General features: G+C 54.2%; 14 protein-coding genes and 1 tRNA gene. All 15 read right to left on the bottom strand.

What is annotated here, in order from left to right:
* Positions 1 to 9 precede the first annotated feature (9 nt).
* The 15 genes from CFBP1590_RS22065 to ispE all read right to left on the bottom strand — a co-directional run bounded on the left by CFBP1590_RS22065 (position 10) and on the right by ispE (position 18,726).
* Complete coding sequence (locus tag CFBP1590_RS22065) at positions 10 to 1,812, bottom strand: hypothetical protein (protein WP_145958184.1); 1,803 nt, start codon at positions 1,810 to 1,812, stop codon at positions 10 to 12.
* Between the two features lie 112 nt (positions 1,813 to 1,924).
* Positions 1,925 to 6,697 carry a glycosyltransferase gene (locus tag CFBP1590_RS22060; protein ID WP_088235919.1) on the bottom strand — a complete coding sequence of 1,591 codons (4,773 nt, stop codon included), beginning with the start codon at positions 6,695 to 6,697 and terminating at the stop codon, positions 1,925 to 1,927.
* Positions 6,690 to 8,057 carry an ABC transporter ATP-binding protein gene (locus tag CFBP1590_RS22055; protein ID WP_069145128.1) on the bottom strand — a complete coding sequence of 456 codons (1,368 nt, stop codon included), beginning with the start codon at positions 8,055 to 8,057 and terminating at the stop codon, positions 6,690 to 6,692. Before CFBP1590_RS22055 ends, CFBP1590_RS22060 begins: the two co-directional genes overlap by 8 nt.
* Complete coding sequence (locus CFBP1590_RS22050) at positions 8,047 to 8,874, bottom strand: ABC transporter permease (protein ID WP_025993228.1); 828 nt, start codon at positions 8,872 to 8,874, stop codon at positions 8,047 to 8,049. The genes CFBP1590_RS22055 and CFBP1590_RS22050 overlap by 11 nt, the downstream gene beginning before the upstream one ends.
* A complete protein-coding gene (gene rfbC / locus CFBP1590_RS22045; RefSeq protein ID WP_029241333.1) occupies positions 8,874 to 9,419 on the bottom strand; it encodes a dTDP-4-dehydrorhamnose 3,5-epimerase in 546 nt (181 codons plus the stop codon). The genes CFBP1590_RS22050 and rfbC overlap by 1 nt, the downstream gene beginning before the upstream one ends.
* Positions 9,420 to 10,071: 652 nt before the next feature.
* A complete protein-coding gene (locus CFBP1590_RS22040) occupies positions 10,072 to 10,980 on the bottom strand; it encodes a glycosyltransferase (RefSeq protein WP_088236451.1) in 909 nt (302 codons plus the stop codon).
* A gap of 45 nt (positions 10,981 to 11,025) precedes the next feature.
* Positions 11,026 to 11,916 (bottom strand): glucose-1-phosphate thymidylyltransferase RfbA, encoded by an 891-nt coding sequence (rfbA, locus tag CFBP1590_RS22035; protein WP_088235918.1) that lies wholly within the window; start codon positions 11,914 to 11,916, stop codon positions 11,026 to 11,028.
* Positions 11,913 to 12,818, bottom strand: a complete 906-nt coding sequence (gene rfbD, locus CFBP1590_RS22030) for a dTDP-4-dehydrorhamnose reductase (protein ID WP_088235917.1) — start codon at positions 12,816 to 12,818, stop codon at positions 11,913 to 11,915. Before rfbD ends, rfbA begins: the two co-directional genes overlap by 4 nt.
* Positions 12,819 to 13,892 carry a dTDP-glucose 4,6-dehydratase gene (rfbB, locus tag CFBP1590_RS22025; RefSeq protein ID WP_004879815.1) on the bottom strand — a complete coding sequence of 358 codons (1,074 nt, stop codon included), beginning with the start codon at positions 13,890 to 13,892 and terminating at the stop codon, positions 12,819 to 12,821.
* Positions 13,893 to 14,154: 262 nt separating this feature from the next.
* Complete coding sequence (gene ychF, locus CFBP1590_RS22020) at positions 14,155 to 15,255, bottom strand: redox-regulated ATPase YchF (protein WP_088235916.1); 1,101 nt, start codon at positions 15,253 to 15,255, stop codon at positions 14,155 to 14,157.
* Positions 15,256 to 15,276: 21 nt separating this feature from the next.
* Entirely contained in the window at positions 15,277 to 15,861 is a 585-nt protein-coding gene (pth, locus tag CFBP1590_RS22015) for an aminoacyl-tRNA hydrolase (RefSeq protein WP_088235915.1), read from the bottom strand.
* 164 nt (positions 15,862 to 16,025) lie between these two features.
* Positions 16,026 to 16,640 carry a 50S ribosomal protein L25/general stress protein Ctc gene (locus tag CFBP1590_RS22010; protein WP_004879810.1) on the bottom strand — a complete coding sequence of 205 codons (615 nt, stop codon included), beginning with the start codon at positions 16,638 to 16,640 and terminating at the stop codon, positions 16,026 to 16,028.
* A gap of 138 nt (positions 16,641 to 16,778) precedes the next feature.
* Positions 16,779 to 17,720 (bottom strand): ribose-phosphate pyrophosphokinase, encoded by a 942-nt coding sequence (locus CFBP1590_RS22005; RefSeq protein WP_002552145.1) that lies wholly within the window; start codon positions 17,718 to 17,720, stop codon positions 16,779 to 16,781.
* 45 nt (positions 17,721 to 17,765) lie between these two features.
* Positions 17,766 to 17,840 (bottom strand) — tRNA-Gln (locus CFBP1590_RS22000).
* A 37-nt stretch (positions 17,841 to 17,877) separates the two neighbouring features.
* Positions 17,878 to 18,726, bottom strand: a complete 849-nt coding sequence (ispE, locus tag CFBP1590_RS21995) for a 4-(cytidine 5'-diphospho)-2-C-methyl-D-erythritol kinase (RefSeq protein WP_058430986.1) — start codon at positions 18,724 to 18,726, stop codon at positions 17,878 to 17,880.
* Position 18,727 lies beyond the last annotated feature (1 nt).

Below are 18,727 nucleotides of genomic sequence, written 5' to 3'. Positions count from 1 at the left end.
GGCCTATAATTATTGACTGGTGACTAATCTTGAGCGGCAGCGGACTTCAAGTTCACTGATTTTGAGATCTTGAGCTTCTGTCACAGGGTCGAATCGAAGCTCTTTTTTAAATCCTGTAGGGCTATTGGCTATGAAGTTTACCTGTTGTGGGTCCTCCGAGCCAGTCAGTCTTGCCGTTGTGGAATGCAGCTCGCTGAATCCTGCGTCATCAGGCAGTAGGTAGAAAAGCTGCGCGATGCTGTCGTTTGGGGATGTCAGACGTGCAGAAACATGCAGCGTTTGACATTTAGATATGTCGTTAGTTGTGCTGAAAGTCAGATTTGGATCGAGGCTTGTTCTCAGTGTTAGAGGAACGCCGTTCGATAGCTTCTGAGCATTGGCGATGTTCAGCGTATCAAGATTTTCAGAAAGTCTGTAGTCAGGTTTGGGAAGGTTTGTCCCTAACGGTATAGGCATTACATATAGCGTTCTAGCGAAAGAGGCATTTTGAGTGCGGCCGTTTCTAATACCGTCAGAAATATCTTCCGGGTCTATGTCAAGACATTTGACAGGGCCCGTTTTCTGGATGTTTTCAGAGATACAGTTGAGCCCATTGATGCGAGCTATCATGGTTGCTTTGAAGAAGGCGTTGTTTCTTATGATAGGAGTATAAAAACATGCTACGAGCCACACCAGACATAATATTGCCGTTGTGGCGACATTGCAGGATGTCGGTCTTGCCTTGTGTTGAATCCAGTTGAATGTGATATATGCAAGCCACGGCCAAATTAGCGTAATCCAAAAAAAATGGAATCGATAAAAGCCGTAAGTAAAAATCTCCAGCGGTGAATTTATTGTGTCGGGTCGTAGGTTGGTGCGTCCCGCAGAGATTAAAAGAAGATAAATGAAAACTACAGCGCAGAGGCTAAGAAATATATACAAAGGCTCTGTCAGTTTAGGGTCTCTTTTACTGATTACCGTTGTCAGTCCCTTCAGGGCGACGATTAGTATTGTGGCAACAGCTATAGACGTGACCGTTATAGAAAACGTGGGATGTTCTATAGGTAACATTAGGGATCGTGCAACTTTTCCCAGCATAAATAGCCAGAAATCGGACTCCCAAGGATATGCCATTGGCGCGTCAGCGCGATGGGTACCGTGCTGAACTTCTATAATGACCCATAACTGCGCTGCTGTGGTGATGATGGCGGGGGCTAATAGCGCTATTCCGGCGTTGAGAACGTTTCTACGGTTCTCGCTTTTGGAAAAGACCCCGTACAGTACAGACACCAAGCAAAGCGCGAGTGCAGAAAAAGCACCGCTAATGTAGGAAAGTCCAGATATGAAGCCTAAGCAGGCTATTGAAACTGATGTAATGATGCCGTATTGAACTTTATTGGTTGCCAACATCAAAATGGCCAGCACGCATACCAAGGGTATCGCTTGGTGGTAAGCCATGTTTTGCCAGCCCCAATAAGTGTCCGGCTGCAGCATAAGTAGCGTGAATGAAAAAGATACGGCCAAGCAGCTTTTGTCTACGCAGTACCGCTTAAGAAGCTTCCACTGCAGAAGAAGAAGTCCGCCCAATACGAGCACCAAACTTAACAATTGATACGCTACAGAGTTTCCATCGAGAAAACGAAATGCGAGAGAGTCTAGCAGCAAGCCAAACGTGTAGAGAGTGTCATTGTGCGGTGTGAAAAGATAACCAAGGTCAAGCAGTCCCATTTCGTTGGCATTATATTGACGCCAGTCATCATAAAAAGGAACGTCAACACCATATCTCAACCACGACCATACGCTAATCAAAAAGCTTATGACTGGCAGCAGCATAAGTATCGATCTTAGCATCACAGCCCTGATTCCAAGGGGCTTCTGTACTGCGTTCATTAGATGCCCTTGCTAATCGTATTTGGTATAATAGATATGAGGTATGTTTTCATGTTTAAGCCTGATTTCTAGGTGGCCAGGCGAAACTAAAATCCTCGTAATCCAATGTTAGATTCGGATTGTAGGCATAGTCGCTTTGGATATTTGGCCAGCGAAATTTAATGTATTCGATTTCCGTACTGAAACGCGCCTGTTTTTCCGGCGTATCTTCAAAACCTCGCGTTGCTGATTCGTGGTGGTACAGTTCGGCAAATGGCGTCCAGACATTCACGTAGCCTGCTTCCTGCACTTTCAGGCAGAGATCAACATCGTTGAAGGCGATTTTCAAATGCACTTCTTCCAGACCACCGACCTGTTCAAATATCGCTTTCTTGATGACAAGGCACGCTGCTGTAACCGCTGAAAACTCCTGGATGAGTTCTCCTCGGCAGAAGTAGCCCGAAGCACCCTTGGGAAGGTTTTTATGGGAATGACCTGCAATCCCGCCTATGCCCGCGATGACCCCGCCGTGCTGCAAGCGGTCATTGGGATACCACAGGCGTGCGCCCACTGCGCCAACATTGTTTTGCATGGCGATTGAAACCATCTCGCCCAGCCAATCAGGACTGATCACTTCAATGTCATTGTTAATGAGGCCTATCAGCTCGCCATTTGCAATGCGTACGGCAGCGTTGTTCAACGCGGAATAGTTGAAAGGACCGTCGTCACGCAAGACACGAATATTCGGTTCCCGATCGAGTTGGGCAAAGTAGGCAAGCGATTGCGGATCATCGGAACCGTTGTCGATCAGAATGATTTCGTAATTTTTGTAAGCGGTCAAATCCTTGATGCTGTCAACGCACTGTTTGACGAGCGCATAAGCATTTCGTGTAGGAATCACCAGGCTTACCAGCGGCTGTACGGCGGGCAACTTATAGCGCACGCGGTACATGCCATGATCAGACAGTTCTGCTACGCCGATATTCCCTTTACGCCGAAGATGATCCTCCAGTGCTTTGACGCCAGCGAGCGCAGCATAAGGTTTCTCGTCACCCGCCATCGCCGTGCTGCCCGCGTGAGCGCGCCAGTGGTAAAGGACGCGTGGTATGTGGACAATCTGATTTCGCTCAAGTCGCTCTATGCACCGCAATGCAAGGTCGTAATCCTGAGCACCTTCAAGCCCGAGTGTGAATTGCCCAACATCGACAACCAGATCTTTACGGTACACGCCGAGGTGGCAGACCATATTTTGCGAGCGGAACAGAAACTCGTTCCAGTCCGACTTGAAGTAAGGCGAGCTTCGATTGCCGTCCACATCAATTTTATCTTCGTCAGAGTAGATTAGTCCGACGTCAGGGTTTTCGCGGATGGTGCGGGCGACCCAGTAAAGCGCGTGCTTGGGTAGCAGGTCGTCATTGTCCATCAGCGCGACAAACGAGCCTGTGGCAAGGCTCAAGGCTGAATTGCTGGCCGCAGAGATATGCCCGTTCGTTTCTCGAAAAATGACTTTGATGCGATCATCCTGATCGGATAAGGCTTTCAGATATTCACGAACGTCCTCGTTTGAGGAGGCGTCATCTGCAATGCAAAGCTCCCACCGGGTATAGAGTTGGGCAGAGATGCTGTCCACGGCCTCGCGCAGCAATTCGAGTGGAGGGTTATAAACAGGCATGACGATAGAAATCACTGGGCCGTCAGACCATGTAGCAATGTCTTCCCTGATGCGAGCAATTTTCTTCTCGTCCAGAGTGTCGTACTTTTGCACCCACAGTGAGTAGTCATTACGATTTTCACTGGATGTGTTATTTGCCACGACCTTTGCCCACCGTGCTTGAGCGATCACGCCGGCAATGCCTCTCACCCGCCATACGCCGTATGCTTTTTTGGCCGTGCCCACTACACCGCCGCCGCGTTGAATGATCAGCGGCAGCGAAGTCAGGTTTCTCTTGGTCTTGTAAAAACCTTTTGCCAGCTTCCTGAGAGGTGCTGTGATCTTCCAGCTGTAGGAAGAGTGCATGGAAATCATATTCAGATTCAGGTTATGAATATGAGTGTCTCTGGCTTCCAGCTCGAGGCGATGATTTTCCAGCATCGTCATTGTTTTGCTTTCAATCTCCCTGAGCTCAAGGCGTTGATTTCTTCTCAGAGTCATTGCGTCCGAATCAATGCCGGCCAGTGTCAGTCGATGATTTTCGTGCAGTAACTGGTTTTCGGTTTCGAGCTTCGCCAGAGCGAGACGATGCTGTTCAAGAGTGCGCGCCTGCTCAGCCTCCATCTGCAGCAATATCAGTTGATAATATTCCTGATTCGCGAGATGTTCTGCTTCAACGGCCATACACTGCTTTTTATGCGCGTCCAGGACTGCCTGCTTTTCGGCTTCCAGGTTCTGCAGCTCACGCTCATGGTGTTCTCTAAGGGCCGCGTTGGCAGCCTCAAATTCCATTCGCTGAAGACGATGACTCTCTTGAAGCTCAAGATTTGCGGCTTCCATTTCCGCCATTGTCAGACGATGGTTTTCGTGGATAACAAGACTTGCAGCTTCCAGTTCCGCAACTTCGAGACGATGACTTTCTTGTATTGAAAGATTTTCAACTTCGATATTGGCAAGTGTCAGGCGATGGCTTTCCTGTTCTGCCAGGTTAGCCGCCTCGATGGCCTCCAGCGCAGAGTGCTCCCTGATGCTCTGATCGGTCGTGGTCTCAAGCGCCTGCTTCAGTTCCTCTTCCTGCTGCAGCAACCTTTCAGCCACCTGAGGTTCGGTCAGCAGCGTGAACGAAATCTGAATCTTGAAAGCTTTCTGACTGATAAACGGGTTGAGATCGGCAGGCAGCATGACGTGCGGATCGTCATTGAGCGCCATGAATAACGTACCGTTGGCATTATTGGAAAACGCTGTGGTGCCCGCTGCAGTCAACGGTAAGTCTATACCGTCATGCCAGGTCCAGACCTCCTCGTTGGCGACATAGGCCTTTATCGTGCTGACCGAGAACGACTGTCGAACGTTTGCAGGGTCAAATCGCAAGGAAGCGCATCGCGACGAAGCCGGAACGCTGAAAATAACTGTTTGATACCCATCATGAACTCGATGGCTTCGAGTCCTGTCCTCGGAAAATCCACCGTCGGTGTCGCCAAGATAAAGCATCGCCATCTTGGGGCTTTCGTTGGGCGCGGATCCGGTTTTTTGAATAGTGGCTTCTGGAGCCCAGTTCAAAAAGCTTGCAGCTTCGCGTCCCGTCACTTTTTCCTGAAACATCGCCTCCAGAACTGCAAAACGATTCAGTTCTTCGTCGGTGACGGCAAGTCCAACACTGCCCAGCAATTGAATAATGAAATCACGTCGGCTGATCATGGTCGCTGTCGGGTGAAACGGCACCGTACCTGCTATCAGCAGCAACAAGCCGCGCATCAACAGATGCCCAAGCTCGACGCCGTCTTTCATCTCCCATTCAATATCGATGAGATGAGGCTCGCCTTGATCGTCGAGGATAATGTTCTGGGCAACGGCGTCCAGATAGTGACCTGGCAGACGTGAATCGACACTGTCCAGCGTTATCGGATTTCCCTCAGTCGCCAACAACTTTTTCAAGCTGTCGAGATAGAGCGTCAAGAATGGAGTGAACGTTTCAACTGTCCAGTTCTGTGTGGTAGCCGCTTGCTGGAAATGCAGACTCAGCAGCGAGCCTCTGGCGTAACCGTGAGACTCGGGCAGGATAAAGTTGAACGTATCGTCCGCATCTTCCGTTTGGGCAGCGGTGTGGCCAAGTCGCTGGTACTGAACTTCGATGCCTTCCGGGGTCTCTACGAAAACAGAGGCCTTGCAGTATGCCGCGTTGCGGCCGGTGCTGTAGTGGTAAGCCAGAATGTCGGTCGGTACTACCTGCTCGCTCTGGCATGAAGCGACTACCAGAAAGGAGTTGGCAAGGTCCATGCCCAGATGATTATCGATCACTACGGGCCAGGCTCTCTCGAGATTGAACGTAGTGTCCGCGGGCAATTGCGGATCTTTCCTGGTGTTCTGGCAGGCCAGTGCAGCGGCATCAAAATGCCTGGATTTGAAGCCCCTCTCCGTGATCATGGAGTTGGGAATCTTGTAGTCGGGGTAGGGAGACAAAAAGTCCGAGGACGCAAATCCTGCGCGATCGATGAGCGCTTCCAGCTCTTTTCTGCCAAACGTTTTCGGCTGGCGCTCTACATATCGACCTTCGATGCCGTACATGGCAATGCCTAGATGGTCTTCTGGCGCGCCCGCAAAATACTTGAGTCCTAGCTGGTTCTCGATGGCGATGAACAGATGGCCGTCAGGTTTGAGAAGCTTGCGGACTCGATTCAGCATGCCGTACGCCGGATCGGCGTCCGCGCTGAACATGCTCGCGTATTCGAGCACCCCGATCAGGGTGATGACATCGAACTGCTGATCGACCTTGAAGTCGTCGAATCTTTCCGAAAGGACTGTGACATTGTCCAGATCCCGGGTTCTGCTTGCGGCGATCGCCGCTCGACGAGGGCTGCCTTCCAAGGCCAGCACTTCAGCGCCGGCTTCGCCCAGATAGCGGCTGATCGCGCCACAGCCTGCGCCTATCTCAAGAACAGATTTACCTTTGAGCAGGTGCTCAAACGGACGAAAGATGTTTCCGCGGCTGGACGTCAGGTGATAAAGCTTTGGCCAGTCGGTGCAGTATTGAGGAAGCTCGCTGGAAAGCACTGACACGTCGTTCGCTTCACGAACAATTCTCGCCAGCTCAGTCTCGGAGTTGTCGCCATCACTGTACGCGATGCCTTGATAGTCGGAGCGAACCCAAACCGCTGTATCAACATCGTGGCTATAGCCATATCTGGAAAGATCAAGCATTAACTGTTACCGGTTCGATATCCATGGACGCACCCAGGTCGATCAAACCAAGGAGGTTGGGGGTGGGCTCTACGACGAAATGTATGGAGTCGTAGCGTCTGTCATGAGGGACGATTTCTTCACCTTCTCGAGAAGCAATCCCGACGGATATGAAGTAATCGCCGGTTGCCAAAGAACTCTTGAATTTCAGGCATGCCTTTGCCTGAGTACCAACGCCCCCTATGCTGCTCACGCCTGCGCAATCCTGCATGTAGGAATTGGTGCCGTATACGGTCACGCCTTCCTTGGTCTTGATGGTGAAACCAATGATCGGGTTGACAATCATGCGGTTAAACCTCAACGCCAGATTGAAAACAATTTCCTCACCGGACTCTACGCTGTTCGGAAACTCACGGCCTGACGCGCTCAAATGGAAATCAAGCAGCGTCGCTGCGCCATCGCCCCAGCGGTACTCGTGCGGGTTGTAGCCAGGTCGGCTGGCGTAGACATCCTCGTCAAACCGCAGCGCGATGGTATCCGTCTCAACCGGAGCGATCTCGACACGCTCGGCTTCGGCCAGGTCCAGGCTTTTGTCGGTGATCGGACTCTTGTCACGTCCGAACAGGAGGTCGGTATAGCGGTTGATGACGGGGCGTGATTCGCCAATCATCTCGATTCTGCTCTGCTCCAGCAGAATGGCGCGTGAGCAGTGGGTGACAACCTGTTCGCTGGAGTGCGTGACCAGCAGGATACTGGTGCCGTTTTCCTTCAGCTGTCGCAGGCGCTCGAAGCACTTGGCCTGGAAGCGCGCATCGCCAACGGACAGGGCCTCGTCGACGACCAGTATCTCTGGATCGACCTGAGCCTGTACCGCGAACGCCAAGCGTACTGCCATGCCGCTGGAGTAGGCTTTGACGGGCTGATCAAGGAACTCACCGATGTCGGCAAAGCCTGCAATGGCGTCGAATCGCTCATCGACTTCGTCACGGGTCAGGCCCAGCACGGCTGCGTTCAGGTAAACGTTTTCACGGCCAGTGAATTCGGGGTTGAAGCCCGAGCCCAGTTCAAGCAAGGCTGCTACACGGCCACGGGTCTGAATTTCACCGAGGGTCGGGGCCAGCGTTCCGCAGATGATCTGCAGCAGCGTGGACTTGCCGGATCCGTTGCGCCCGACAATGCCTACAGTCTCGCCTTTGTTGACATCAAAGCTGATGTCTCGCAGCGCCCAGAACTCTTTACCGTACGTGGTAGTGGCCTGTTTGCCTGCCCAACGCTGCAGTCTCGGCACCAGGGCCTGCTTGAGACGCTCATGGGGCTTGTCGTAGGTGTAAAAACACTTGGAGACGTTGTTTACGCTGATAACCGGTTGATCAGATGACATCAGCGAATCCTTTACGTGTCTTTTGGAAGAACCAGAACCCTGCGACCGCCATCAGCGAGCCGATCACTATCGCGATGCCCAGGCTGTCCCATTGAGGAAGATGTCCGAACAGCAAGACGCTGCGGCTTTCTTCAATGACGTAGGTCAGGGGGTTCATCTGCAGCCATGGTCGATAGACTTCTGGCAGCGCAGCGATTGGATAGAGAACTGGAGACAGGAACAGAAGAACAGTGGTCAGTACGGTGATCACATGGCCGACGTCGCGCAGGTAAACGCCCAATGAGGCCAGAAACCAACTGATGCCCAACGTACCCAGAATCAGAGGTACGAGGATCAGCGGAAAGAGCAGGGCGGTCCAGTACAGCGTATGGGAGATCAACAACTGGGCGATCACCAGCACCACAAGGCTGATGCAGCTGTGAAAGAGTGCAGAACCCAGGGTAATGACCGGAAGAATCTCCAGCGGGAACACCACTTTCTTCACGTAGTTGCTATTACTCATCACCAGTGAGGGCGCCCTGTTGGCACACTCTGCGAACAGGCCATGCACGATCATGCCGACGAACAAGAGGATGGCAAAACCACCCTTGCCAGTGTCGACACCGACCCAGCGGGCACTGAAAATCTCGGAAAAGACGAAGGTGTATACCGCCAGCATCAGAACCGGGTTGAAGAATGACCAGGCCAGTCCCATGACGGAGCCGCGATACCGACCGATGACTTCGCGTCGGGTCATCTGTGAAATCAATGAGCGGTTCGTCCAGAGGCTGTGTACCAGTCTCAAGGGGCCTGCAGATGGCGTCATGTGGGGATTCATTAAGCGAATACCTCGGCGTCTTCGAAACGCACGGCGTTCTGATCCTTGGCGGACAGCGCAGGCTGCTCGCTCATGGGCCATTGGATCGCTACGCTCGAATCGTTCCAGGCCAGACTGCGTTCATGCTCTGGCGCCCAGTAATCCGTGGTCTTGTACAGGAACTCGGCGCTTTCGGATAACACCACGAAGCCATGGGCGAAGCCTTCCGGAATCCACAACTGCTTTTTGTTTTCAGCACTCAAATGTATGCCTACCCATTTGCCGAATGTCGGCGAGCTTTTTCTGAGGTCCACAGCGACGTCGAACACTTCGCCCTGAGTGACGCGCACCAGCTTGCCTTGGGCTTGCCTGATTTGATAATGCAGACCCCGAAGCACACCTTTCGCCGAGCGTGAGTGATTGTCCTGAACAAAGGTAACGGGATGACCAACGGCTTCATCGAACGCTTTCTGGTTGAAGCTTTCATAGAAAAAACCGCGATCATCACCAAATACCTTTGGCTCGAAGACGATGACGTCAGGAATAGCGAGGCGGGTTGCGATCATACGTAGGGTATCTCCGAAAAACTGACCAGCGCAGACTCGTGCGGCACTGGTTTGGAAAAGCGTCTGATAAAGGATGCTTGCTGCCCGACGTGTGAGGGCATGTGGAAAAAGCGCTTTGAAGAGATAGTGCATGCGCGATGAAAAAAGCGCGTATGAGCGATTCCGGCGAAAGGCTTCTGCACGGCGTGGAGAGCGGGAGTCATCAGTACTGCTGAGCACATTGCACGCATCGTTGTTTTAGGTCTTTTCGATAGGGTTGCGATGACGAACAACTCAAGGATTTCAGTACAGGACAATTTTGCAAAAACTCATCCGGGATCGTGTGTCGGCACGAAGGCGACTCCGCATCGAAACAGACAGCTCCCCGGAGGGAACTCCCTTTGGACAAGGGTTTTGGCAGGTCGTGCCGTGCTGCTCCTTTGAGCGTCGTTACGCTGTAAACAAAGGTGCGCACATTAACATAGGCGGCCTTCGGAGAACATTCGATGGCGGGAATTTAACCATAGGATCGCTAGGTGTTTGCTCGTTCCCGACAATTCTGTTCAGGGCTTAGCTGGCGGTCGTGGATCGTCTCGCGTAGGCATTGACTTTATTTATCAATGGCTTGTGCTGGCTAGGCGCTTTCGTGTCGCGGAGGAGGATGAGCGCGTCATTATCGCGCCATCACGGCCGCAAGGCAGGCGATGACGAAAAGACCCTGGTCGCGAGGGCGGCGTCGGCATTGGCGGGCTTTGAACACGAGGCCAAAAAACAGTGCGCGTGTAGAGCCTGACTGCCCATGATCCAGCACCTTGCTGCCGCCGGTGAGTCGATCAATAAGCAATACCTGGGCAGGCCACCAGCCGTTCGTGATTTTACCCAGCCGAGTCTTGAGCGCTGCAAGGCCAGTGTTGGCGCCAACCTGATTGCCCGCGTGCTGGCGATAATCCATGCCGGGGGTCGGGTCTATGAACCAGCGAAATCCATGACTGCGGGCGAACGCGTAGCAGTACCAGTCATGCAGGCCGACATCCTGAGCCGCAGCCCAGTGTTCAAGAACCGAGGCCTTGAATGCGTCAGCAAGTGTGCGGTTCAGTACGTAAGTGCAGCCAGGGCCGGCAGCTTCGAATAAGTGATCCCACTCGACTTGCGGCTGTGCCTTGTCGAGCAGCATACGTCTGCCGTCGGGCCAGAAGGCCGTGACGTTACTCGAGTAGGCGTCATGATCACCTGAGGTCAGGCATGAAGTCGCGCGGTCGAGCTTGTCGGGATACCAGATATCGTCCTGATCCGAAAACGCCACATAATCGAATGCGGAGAAGTCGACATCTTTGATCAGGCGGAAAAAGTTGCGAGATGCCCCGCCAAACGGACCTGCTTCGGGAAGCAGAATGACGTTTGCGTGGTTCTGTGCGTAGGACATGCAGCGTGCTTCAGTGCCGTCCGTGGACGGGTCGACACTGATGAAGACGGTAACGCTGACATTGATCTGATTCAGAATGGAATCAAGTTGCTCCTTGATCCACTCCATACCGTTGTAGGCGGCCAGCAGCACGGCAACCCTGGGAAAAACAGAAGACATGCTGTCCATCGCCTTGCGGTATGAAGTGTAAAGAGGCGCCGGAAATCAGAACGATCCCAGATCCAGCAGTTTTTGCAGGTACTGACCGTAACCGGTTTTTTTCAGCTTCTGCGCTTGCGCGCCGAGTTGTTCTGGTGTGATCCAGCCATTGGTGTACGCGATTTCTTCGAGGCAGGCCACTTTCCAGCCTTGGCGCTGTTCGATGGTGTGTACGAAATGGCTCGCTTCCAGCAGCGACTCGTGGGTGCCGGTATCCAGCCAGGCAAAGCCGCGACCCAGGATTTCCACGGTCAGGCTTTTCTGTTCGAGGTAGGCGCGGTTCACGTCAGTGATTTCCAGCTCGCCGCGCTCGGAAGGCTTGATGTTCTTGGCAATCTCGACAACCTCGTTGTCGTAGAAATACAGACCGGTTACTGCGTAGCTCGATTTGGGTGCCGACGGTTTCTCTTCGATGCTCAGGGCACGGCCGGTTTCGTCGAACTCGACAACACCAAAGCGCTCAGGATCGGAAACGTGATAACCGAAGACGGTTGCACCGCTGGTCTGCTGGCTGGCGGAGCGCAGGTTCTCCGAGAAGTGCTGACCGTAGAAAATGTTGTCGCCCAGAATCAGGCAGCAAGGGTCTTTGCCGATGAACTCTTCACCGATGATGAAAGCCTGAGCCAGGCCATCCGGAGTCGGTTGCTCTGCATAAGTGAGCTGAATGCCGTACTGGCTGCCGTCGCCCAGAAGTTTGCGGAAGGAAGGCAGGTCTTCAGGCGTCGAGATGATCAGGATTTCACGCATACCGGCCAGCATCAGCACCGACAGCGGGTAGAAAATCATCGGCTTGTCGTAGATCGGCAGCATTTGCTTGGACACGCCGAGTGTCAGGGGGTGCAGACGAGTCCCCGAGCCGCCGGCCAGGATGATGCCTTTACGATTAGTCGTTGTCATTTATTCAGAGATTCCATGAGCATGCGGGTTACGCCGCTTTGCCAGTCCGGCAAATGCAGAGAAAAGTTGTGACGCAACTTTTCTGTATTCAGACGCGAATTCAGTGGGCGTTGCGCAGGTGTCGGATATTCGGTTGTAGCGATTGGATTGATCGTTTCCACAGCCAGCGGTTCCCCGTTCGCTCGAGCAAAGTCGATAACGAATTGGGCGTAGGCGTGCCAGGACACTTCTCCGGCGGGCGAAAGATGGTAAATCCCGCACAGTTCCGGGCGTGTCAGCGCCTGCTGCAGTGCAGCTGTGGCTATATCGGCCAGAAGCTCCGCGCCTGTAGGGGCACCGATCTGGTCGGCGATCACGTTAAGGCTCGGGCGGTCTTTGGCGAGGCGCAACATCGTTTTGGCGAAGTTGTTGCCTCGTGCGGCATAGACCCAGCTGGTGCGGAAGATCAGGTGCTTGCAGCCCGATGCAACGATCAGTTGTTCGCCTTCGAGCTTGGTCGCGCCGTAGTAATTGACCGGCGAGACTGCATCGGTCTCTTTCCACGCCTGGCTGCCGGTTCCGTTGAAGACATAGTCGGTCGAATAGTGGACCAGCAATGCATCCAGCTGGAGCGCTTCTTCTGCCAAGACCTGACTGGCCAGCGCATTGACCGTGCGGGCCAGTGCCTGCTCGGTTTCAGCCTTGTCCACGGCCGTGTAGGCGGCAGCATTGACGATCACTTGCGGCTGAACCTGACGAATCGTCTTGCGCAGCTCGTCGAGGTTTGACAGGTCACCGGAAATCTCGCCATAGGCTGTCGAGGCCACCTGACGGTCCAGAGCAATGACTTCGCCCAGCACGGCGAGGGAGCGTTGCAGCTCCCAGCCCACCTGGCCGTTTTTACCCAGCAGAAGAATTTTCATTTATTTATCGGCGCGAGCTGTGTAGTTCTTGTCGATCCATTGCTGGTAGCTGCCGCTTTTCACGTGAGCAACCCACTCTGGATTGTTGAGGTACCACTCCACCGTCTTGCGGATGCCGGACTCGAAGCTCTCTTCCGGAACCCAGCCCAGCTCGCGCTGGATCTTGCTGGCGTCGATAGCGTAGCGCAGATCGTGGCCAGGACGGTCCTGAACGTAAGTGATCAGGCTTGCGTGTGGCAGATGAGCCGAATCCGGACGCAGTTGGTCGAGGAGGGCACAGACCGTGTGGACGACTTCGATGTTCTGCTTTTCGTTGTGGCCACCGATGTTATAGGTCTCGCCGATCTCGCCTTCGGTCACGACCTTGTACAGTGCGCGGGCGTGATCTTCGACGTACAGCCAGTCACGAACCTGATCGCCTTTGCCGTAGATCGGCAGCGGCTTGCCTTCCAGCGCGTTGAGAATGATCAGCGGGATCAGCTTCTCAGGGAAGTGGCACGGGCCGTAGTTGTTCGAGCAGTTGGTGACCAGGGTAGGCAAACCATAGGTTCTGCTCCAGGCACGAACCAGGTGGTCGGAACTTGCCTTGCTGGCCGAGTAGGGCGAGCTTGGCTGATAAGGTGTTGTTTCGGTGAAAAGGTCTTCCGGGCCTTCCAGGTCGCCATACACTTCGTCAGTCGAAATGTGGTGGAAACGGAAGTTGCTCTTGCGTGCTTCGTCCAGCTGGTTCCAGTAGGCACGTGCCGCTTCAAGCAGCGTGTAAGTGCCGATGATGTTGGTCTGGATGAACTCGGACGGGCCGGTGATGGAGCGGTCTACATGAGATTCGGCGGCCAGGTGCATGATTGCGTCGGGCTGATGTTCCTGGAACACCTTGTCGATCGCTTCACGGTCACAGATGTCCACGTGCGCAAACGCATAGCGCTCGCTGTCTTCAACCGATTGAAGCGACTCGAGGTTGCCCGCATAGGTCAGCTTGTCGACGTTGATGACCGAATCATTTGTATTGGAAATGATATGGCGGATAACTGCCGAGCCAATGAAACCAGCGCCACCTGTTACTAAGATCTTCAAGAGAATATTCACCTTGGTTCGAGACAAGGCTTTGCCCGGTCCGTGGAGTTGATCTGGATTATGTCGCAACCATTGAGTGCCAGTCTGAAAAAATGTTCACCCAGACGCAGTGATGGCAACATGAAAGTGCGCATTTTACATAGAAAGATATGTGATCCCCATCAAATAATTCAGGGGCAGCAGAAATGCAAAAGCCCCGGTTAAGGGGCTTTGCAGTAATCACTCGAATGAGGGAGCAGAGTCTTCGAATGACCCTGTTTGGTTACACGTTGAAACGGAAGTGCAGCACGTCACCGTCCTTGACGATGTAGTCCTTGCCTTCCAGGCGCCATTTACCCGCTTCCTTTGCGCCGCCTTCACCCTTGTACTGGATGAAGTCGTCGTAGGCGACGCATTCGGCGCGGATGAAGCCTTTTTCGAAATCGGTGTGGATGACGCCTGCGGCCTGAGGTGCGGTTGCACCGACGCGGACGGTCCAGGCGCGGACTTCTTCTACACCGGCGGTGAAGTAGGTCTGCAGGTTGAGCATTTCGTAGCCTGCGCGGATCACGCGGTTCAGGCCGGGTTCTTCAAGGCCCAGGGCTTCGAGGAACATGTCTTTCTCTTCGCCGTCATCCAGCTCGGCGATTTCCGCTTCGATCTTGTTGCAGACCGGCACCAGCATCGCGCCTTCTTCTTCGGCGATGGCGCGAACCACGTCCAACAGCGGGTTGTTCTCGAAACCGTCTTCCGCGACGTTGGCAATGTACATGACCGGCTTGGTGGTCAGCAGGTGGAAGCCACGAATGACGGCTTTCTCGTCATTGCTCATGGACTTCATCAGGCTGCGTGCCGGCTTGCCTTCGGTGAAGTGGCTGATCAATTGCTCGAGCAGGCCCTTCTGGACCACTGCGTCCTTGTCGCCGCCCTTGGCGTTGCGAGTGACTTTCTGCAGTTGCTTTTCACAGCTGTCGAGGTCAGCGAAGATCAGTTCGAGGTCGATGATCTCGATATCGCGCTTGGGGTCGACACTGTTGGAGACGTGAATCACGTTCTCGTCTTCGAAGCAGCGCACCACGTGAGCGATGGCGTCGGTTTCGCGAATGTTGGCCAGAAACTTGTTGCCCAGGCCTTCACCTTTCGAGGCGCCGGCAACGAGGCCCGCGATGTCGACGAATTCCATGGTGGTCGGCAGGATGCGCTTCGGGTTCACGATCGCGGCCAGCGCGGCAAGGCGTGGATCCGGCATCGGCACGATGCCGCTGTTCGGCTCGATGGTGCAGAAGGGGAAGTTCTCGGCCGCAATACCGGATTTGGTCAGGGCGTTGAACAGGGTGGACTTGCCGACGTTAGGCAGGCCGACGATGCCGCAATTGAATCCCATGGTGTTTCCCCTCGAGTGATGTCAGGCCTTCTGGCTGTGCAGGTTTTTCATCGCCCGGTTCCATTCACCGGCGAAGATATCCGGCAGCACGCCGAGGGCAAAGTCGATACTGGCGTCCAGCTTTTCCTGTTCGGCGCGCGGCGCTCGACCCAGAACAAAGCCCGACACCTTGCTGGCATCGCCCGGGTGGCCGATGCCAAGCCGCAAGCGATGAAAAGTGTTCTGATTACCGAGCTGCGCGATGATGTCGCGCAGTCCGTTATGACCGCCATGGCCGCCGCCCACTTTGAGTTTGGCAACGCCCGGAGGCAGATCGAGTTCGTCGTGCGCCACCAGAATCGAGTCGACCGGAATGCGATAGAAACCGGCGAGTGCCGCCACGGCCTGGCCGCTGCGGTTCATGTACGTGGTGGGGATCAACAGACGAACATCCTGACCCTGATGCGAGAAGCGTCCGGTCAGGCCAAAGAATTTGCGCTCGGGAACGAGGTTGACTCGTTGCGCCGCAGCAATACGCTCAACGAAAAGAGCCCCTGCGTTATGCCGGGTCTGTTCGTATTCAGCGCCTGGATTTCCCAGGCCAACGATCAGTTTTATGGCGGTCACGACAGGGGCCCTTCCTTTGGAGTTGTGGTCAAGCCGCTGACGACAGCGGCAACGTGGACGAAAAGTGCTCATTTACCATGATGTAAACTCCGCGATTCCGCCCGCTTTGCCTGCTATCGCTCGCGATGTTTCCTGAGCAACTCCGACTCTGCACAGTAATGAAATTACTCTGCAGCGCCTTCTTCTGCTTCGCCTTCGTCTTCGTCTTTGACGATACGCGGTGCGTGGACGTTGGCGATTGCCAGGTCGGTACCGTGTGCCAAAGCGACGAACTCAACGCCTTTAGGGGCTTTCAGTTCGGACAGGTGAACGTTGTCACCCACTTCCAGCGCGCCCAGGTCAACTTCGATGAACTCAGGCAGGTCTTTCGGCAGGCAGGTCACTTCCAGTTCAGTGGTAGTGTGCGAGATCTCGCCGCCTTTCTTGACCGGAGCTTCTTCATTGATGAAGTGGATCGGCACGATAGCGGTCAGTTTCTGACCAGCGATAACGCGCACGAAGTCAGCGTGCATCACGTGGCCTTTGGCCGGGTGACGCTGCAGGGCCTTGATCAGAACGTTTTGCTTCTTACCAGCAACGTTCAGTTCGATAACGTGGCTGAAAGCAGCTTCGTTTTCGAGCAGTTTTGCAACTTCCTTGGCCAGCATGCTGATGGACTCAGGGGCTTTGTCGCCACCGTAGACAACAGCTGGAACCAGGCTAGCGAGACGACGCAGGCGGCGGCTCGCACCTTTCCCCAGGTCGGAACGCTGTTCAGCATTCAGAGTAAAATCGTTCATGTTGTTTCTCCAAAATAACCACATTCACAATGGCGTTTGCGACCAGCGCCAGAGCGATATGGGCAAAAAAGCCCCGCCCTGACCGAATGCCAGGGCGGGGCGCTTTTCGTCGACGAAATGCAGGCTTAGGGAGAACCCTTAGCGGAACATCGCGCTGATCGATTCTTCGTTGCTGATGCGGCGAACCGCTTCGGCGACTACCGGTGCAATATCCAGTTGGCGGATACGGCTACAGGCTTGTGCTGCAGCGGACAACGGGATGGTGTTCGTCACCACCAGTTCGTCCAGCACGGAATTTTCAATGTTTTCGATCGCCCGACCCGACAGCACAGGATGTGTGCAGTAGGCAAAGACCTTGGCAGCGCCATGCTCTTTCAGGGCCTTGGCCGCGTGGCACAGGGTGCCGGCGGTGTCGACCATGTCATCGACCAGAATACAGGTACGCCCTTCGACATCACCGATGATATGCATCACTTCGGAGTGATTGGCTTTCTCACGGCGTTTGTCGATGATCCCGAGATCCACGCCCAGGGATTTGGCCACTGCTCGTGCACGCACGACGCCGCCGATATCCGGGGAAACGATCATCAGGTTTTCAAAGCGCTGGTCTTCGATGTCATCCACCAGAACGGGGGAGCCGTAGATGTTATCTACCGGAATATCGAAGAAGCCCTGGATCTGGTCAGCATGAAGATCAACCGTGAGAACACGATCGATACCCACCACGGTCAGCATATCGGCAACGACTTTCGCGCTGATAGCCACACGTGCGGAACGCGGACGGCGGTCCTGACGGGCATAACCAAAGTAGGGAATCACAGCAGTGATTCGGGACGCTGAGGAGCGGCGGAAGGCATCAGCCATCACGACGAGTTCCATCAGGTTGTCATTTGTCGGAGCGCAGGTCGGCTGAATGATGAAGACGTCTTTACCGCGGACGTTTTCATTAATCTCAGTGCTGATTTCGCCGTCGGAGAACTTACCAACAGAAACATCACCCAGTGGGATATGCAGCTGACGTACTACACGCCGAGCGAGATCGGGGTTAGCATTCCCCGTAAAGACCATCATCTTGGACACGCGCAGTACCTAGAGGCTGAGGGTAACCTGGATGAGTATGGAAAATGGCAGGGGCGGCTGGATTCGAACCAACGCATGGCAGGATCAAAACCTGCTGCCTTACCGCTTGGCGACGCCCCTGTATTGAATCAATCGAGTGCCTGGCACTCAATTCCTGCTACAGATCTTGAAGCTTGCGATGCAACATCGAAATGTTACTTCCTTTCGCGACAAACCCTGTAAGGGTCTCTGTAAGAAGGGCCGAGACTTTATCAGCTTCAGCTTTGTTTGGGAAGGCCCCAAACACACAACTTCCAGTTCCGGTTAATTTTGCTTCGGTAAAATTACCTAACAAATTCAAAGCGTTACGTACTTCTGGATAACGCCTCTCTACAACCGCTTTACAGTCATTTCGACTGTTTCCCTTGGGAACGGGGCGCACTTTAATGGGCGGCGAGTCGCGTGTCAACAACGGATCTGAAAAAATTTCTGCTGTACTTACAGCGACTTGCGGAACAAGCACCAAATACCAAGGTTCTTCGGGGTTTACGGGGGTCAGAATTTCTCCGACGCCTTCTGCAAACGCCGCGTGGCCACGGACGAAAACCGGTACATCGGCACCGAGCGTCAGGCCCAGCGCGGCGAGACGATCTTCATCCCAGCCAAGATTCCACAAGTGGTTAAGACCCAGCAGGGTGGTCGCGGCGTCAGAGCTGCCGCCACCGATACCGCCACCCATGGGCAGGCGCTTTTCCAGCCAGATATCCATGCCGAGCTTGCAGCCCGACTGTTTCTGAAGTGCCCGGGCCGCCTTTACGATCAGATTGCTGTTGTGTGGAACGCCCGGCACATCGGTCTGCAGGCAAATCTCGCCGTCTTCGCGAATGGCGAAGCCCAGTTCGTCGCCGTGATCGAGAAACTGAAAGATCGTCTGCAACTCATGATAGCCGTCAGGGCGGCGTCCCAGAATATGCAGCATCAGGTTCAGTTTTGCCGGGGCGGGCAGAACCAGTTGTGGTGTGTTCATG

Source organism: Pseudomonas viridiflava (assembly GCF_900184295.1).
Lineage (GTDB): Bacteria > Pseudomonadota > Gammaproteobacteria > Pseudomonadales > Pseudomonadaceae > Aquipseudomonas > Aquipseudomonas viridiflava.
Note: the sequence above shows the minus strand (reverse complement) of the source record. Positions and strands in the feature narration are given on the sequence as shown.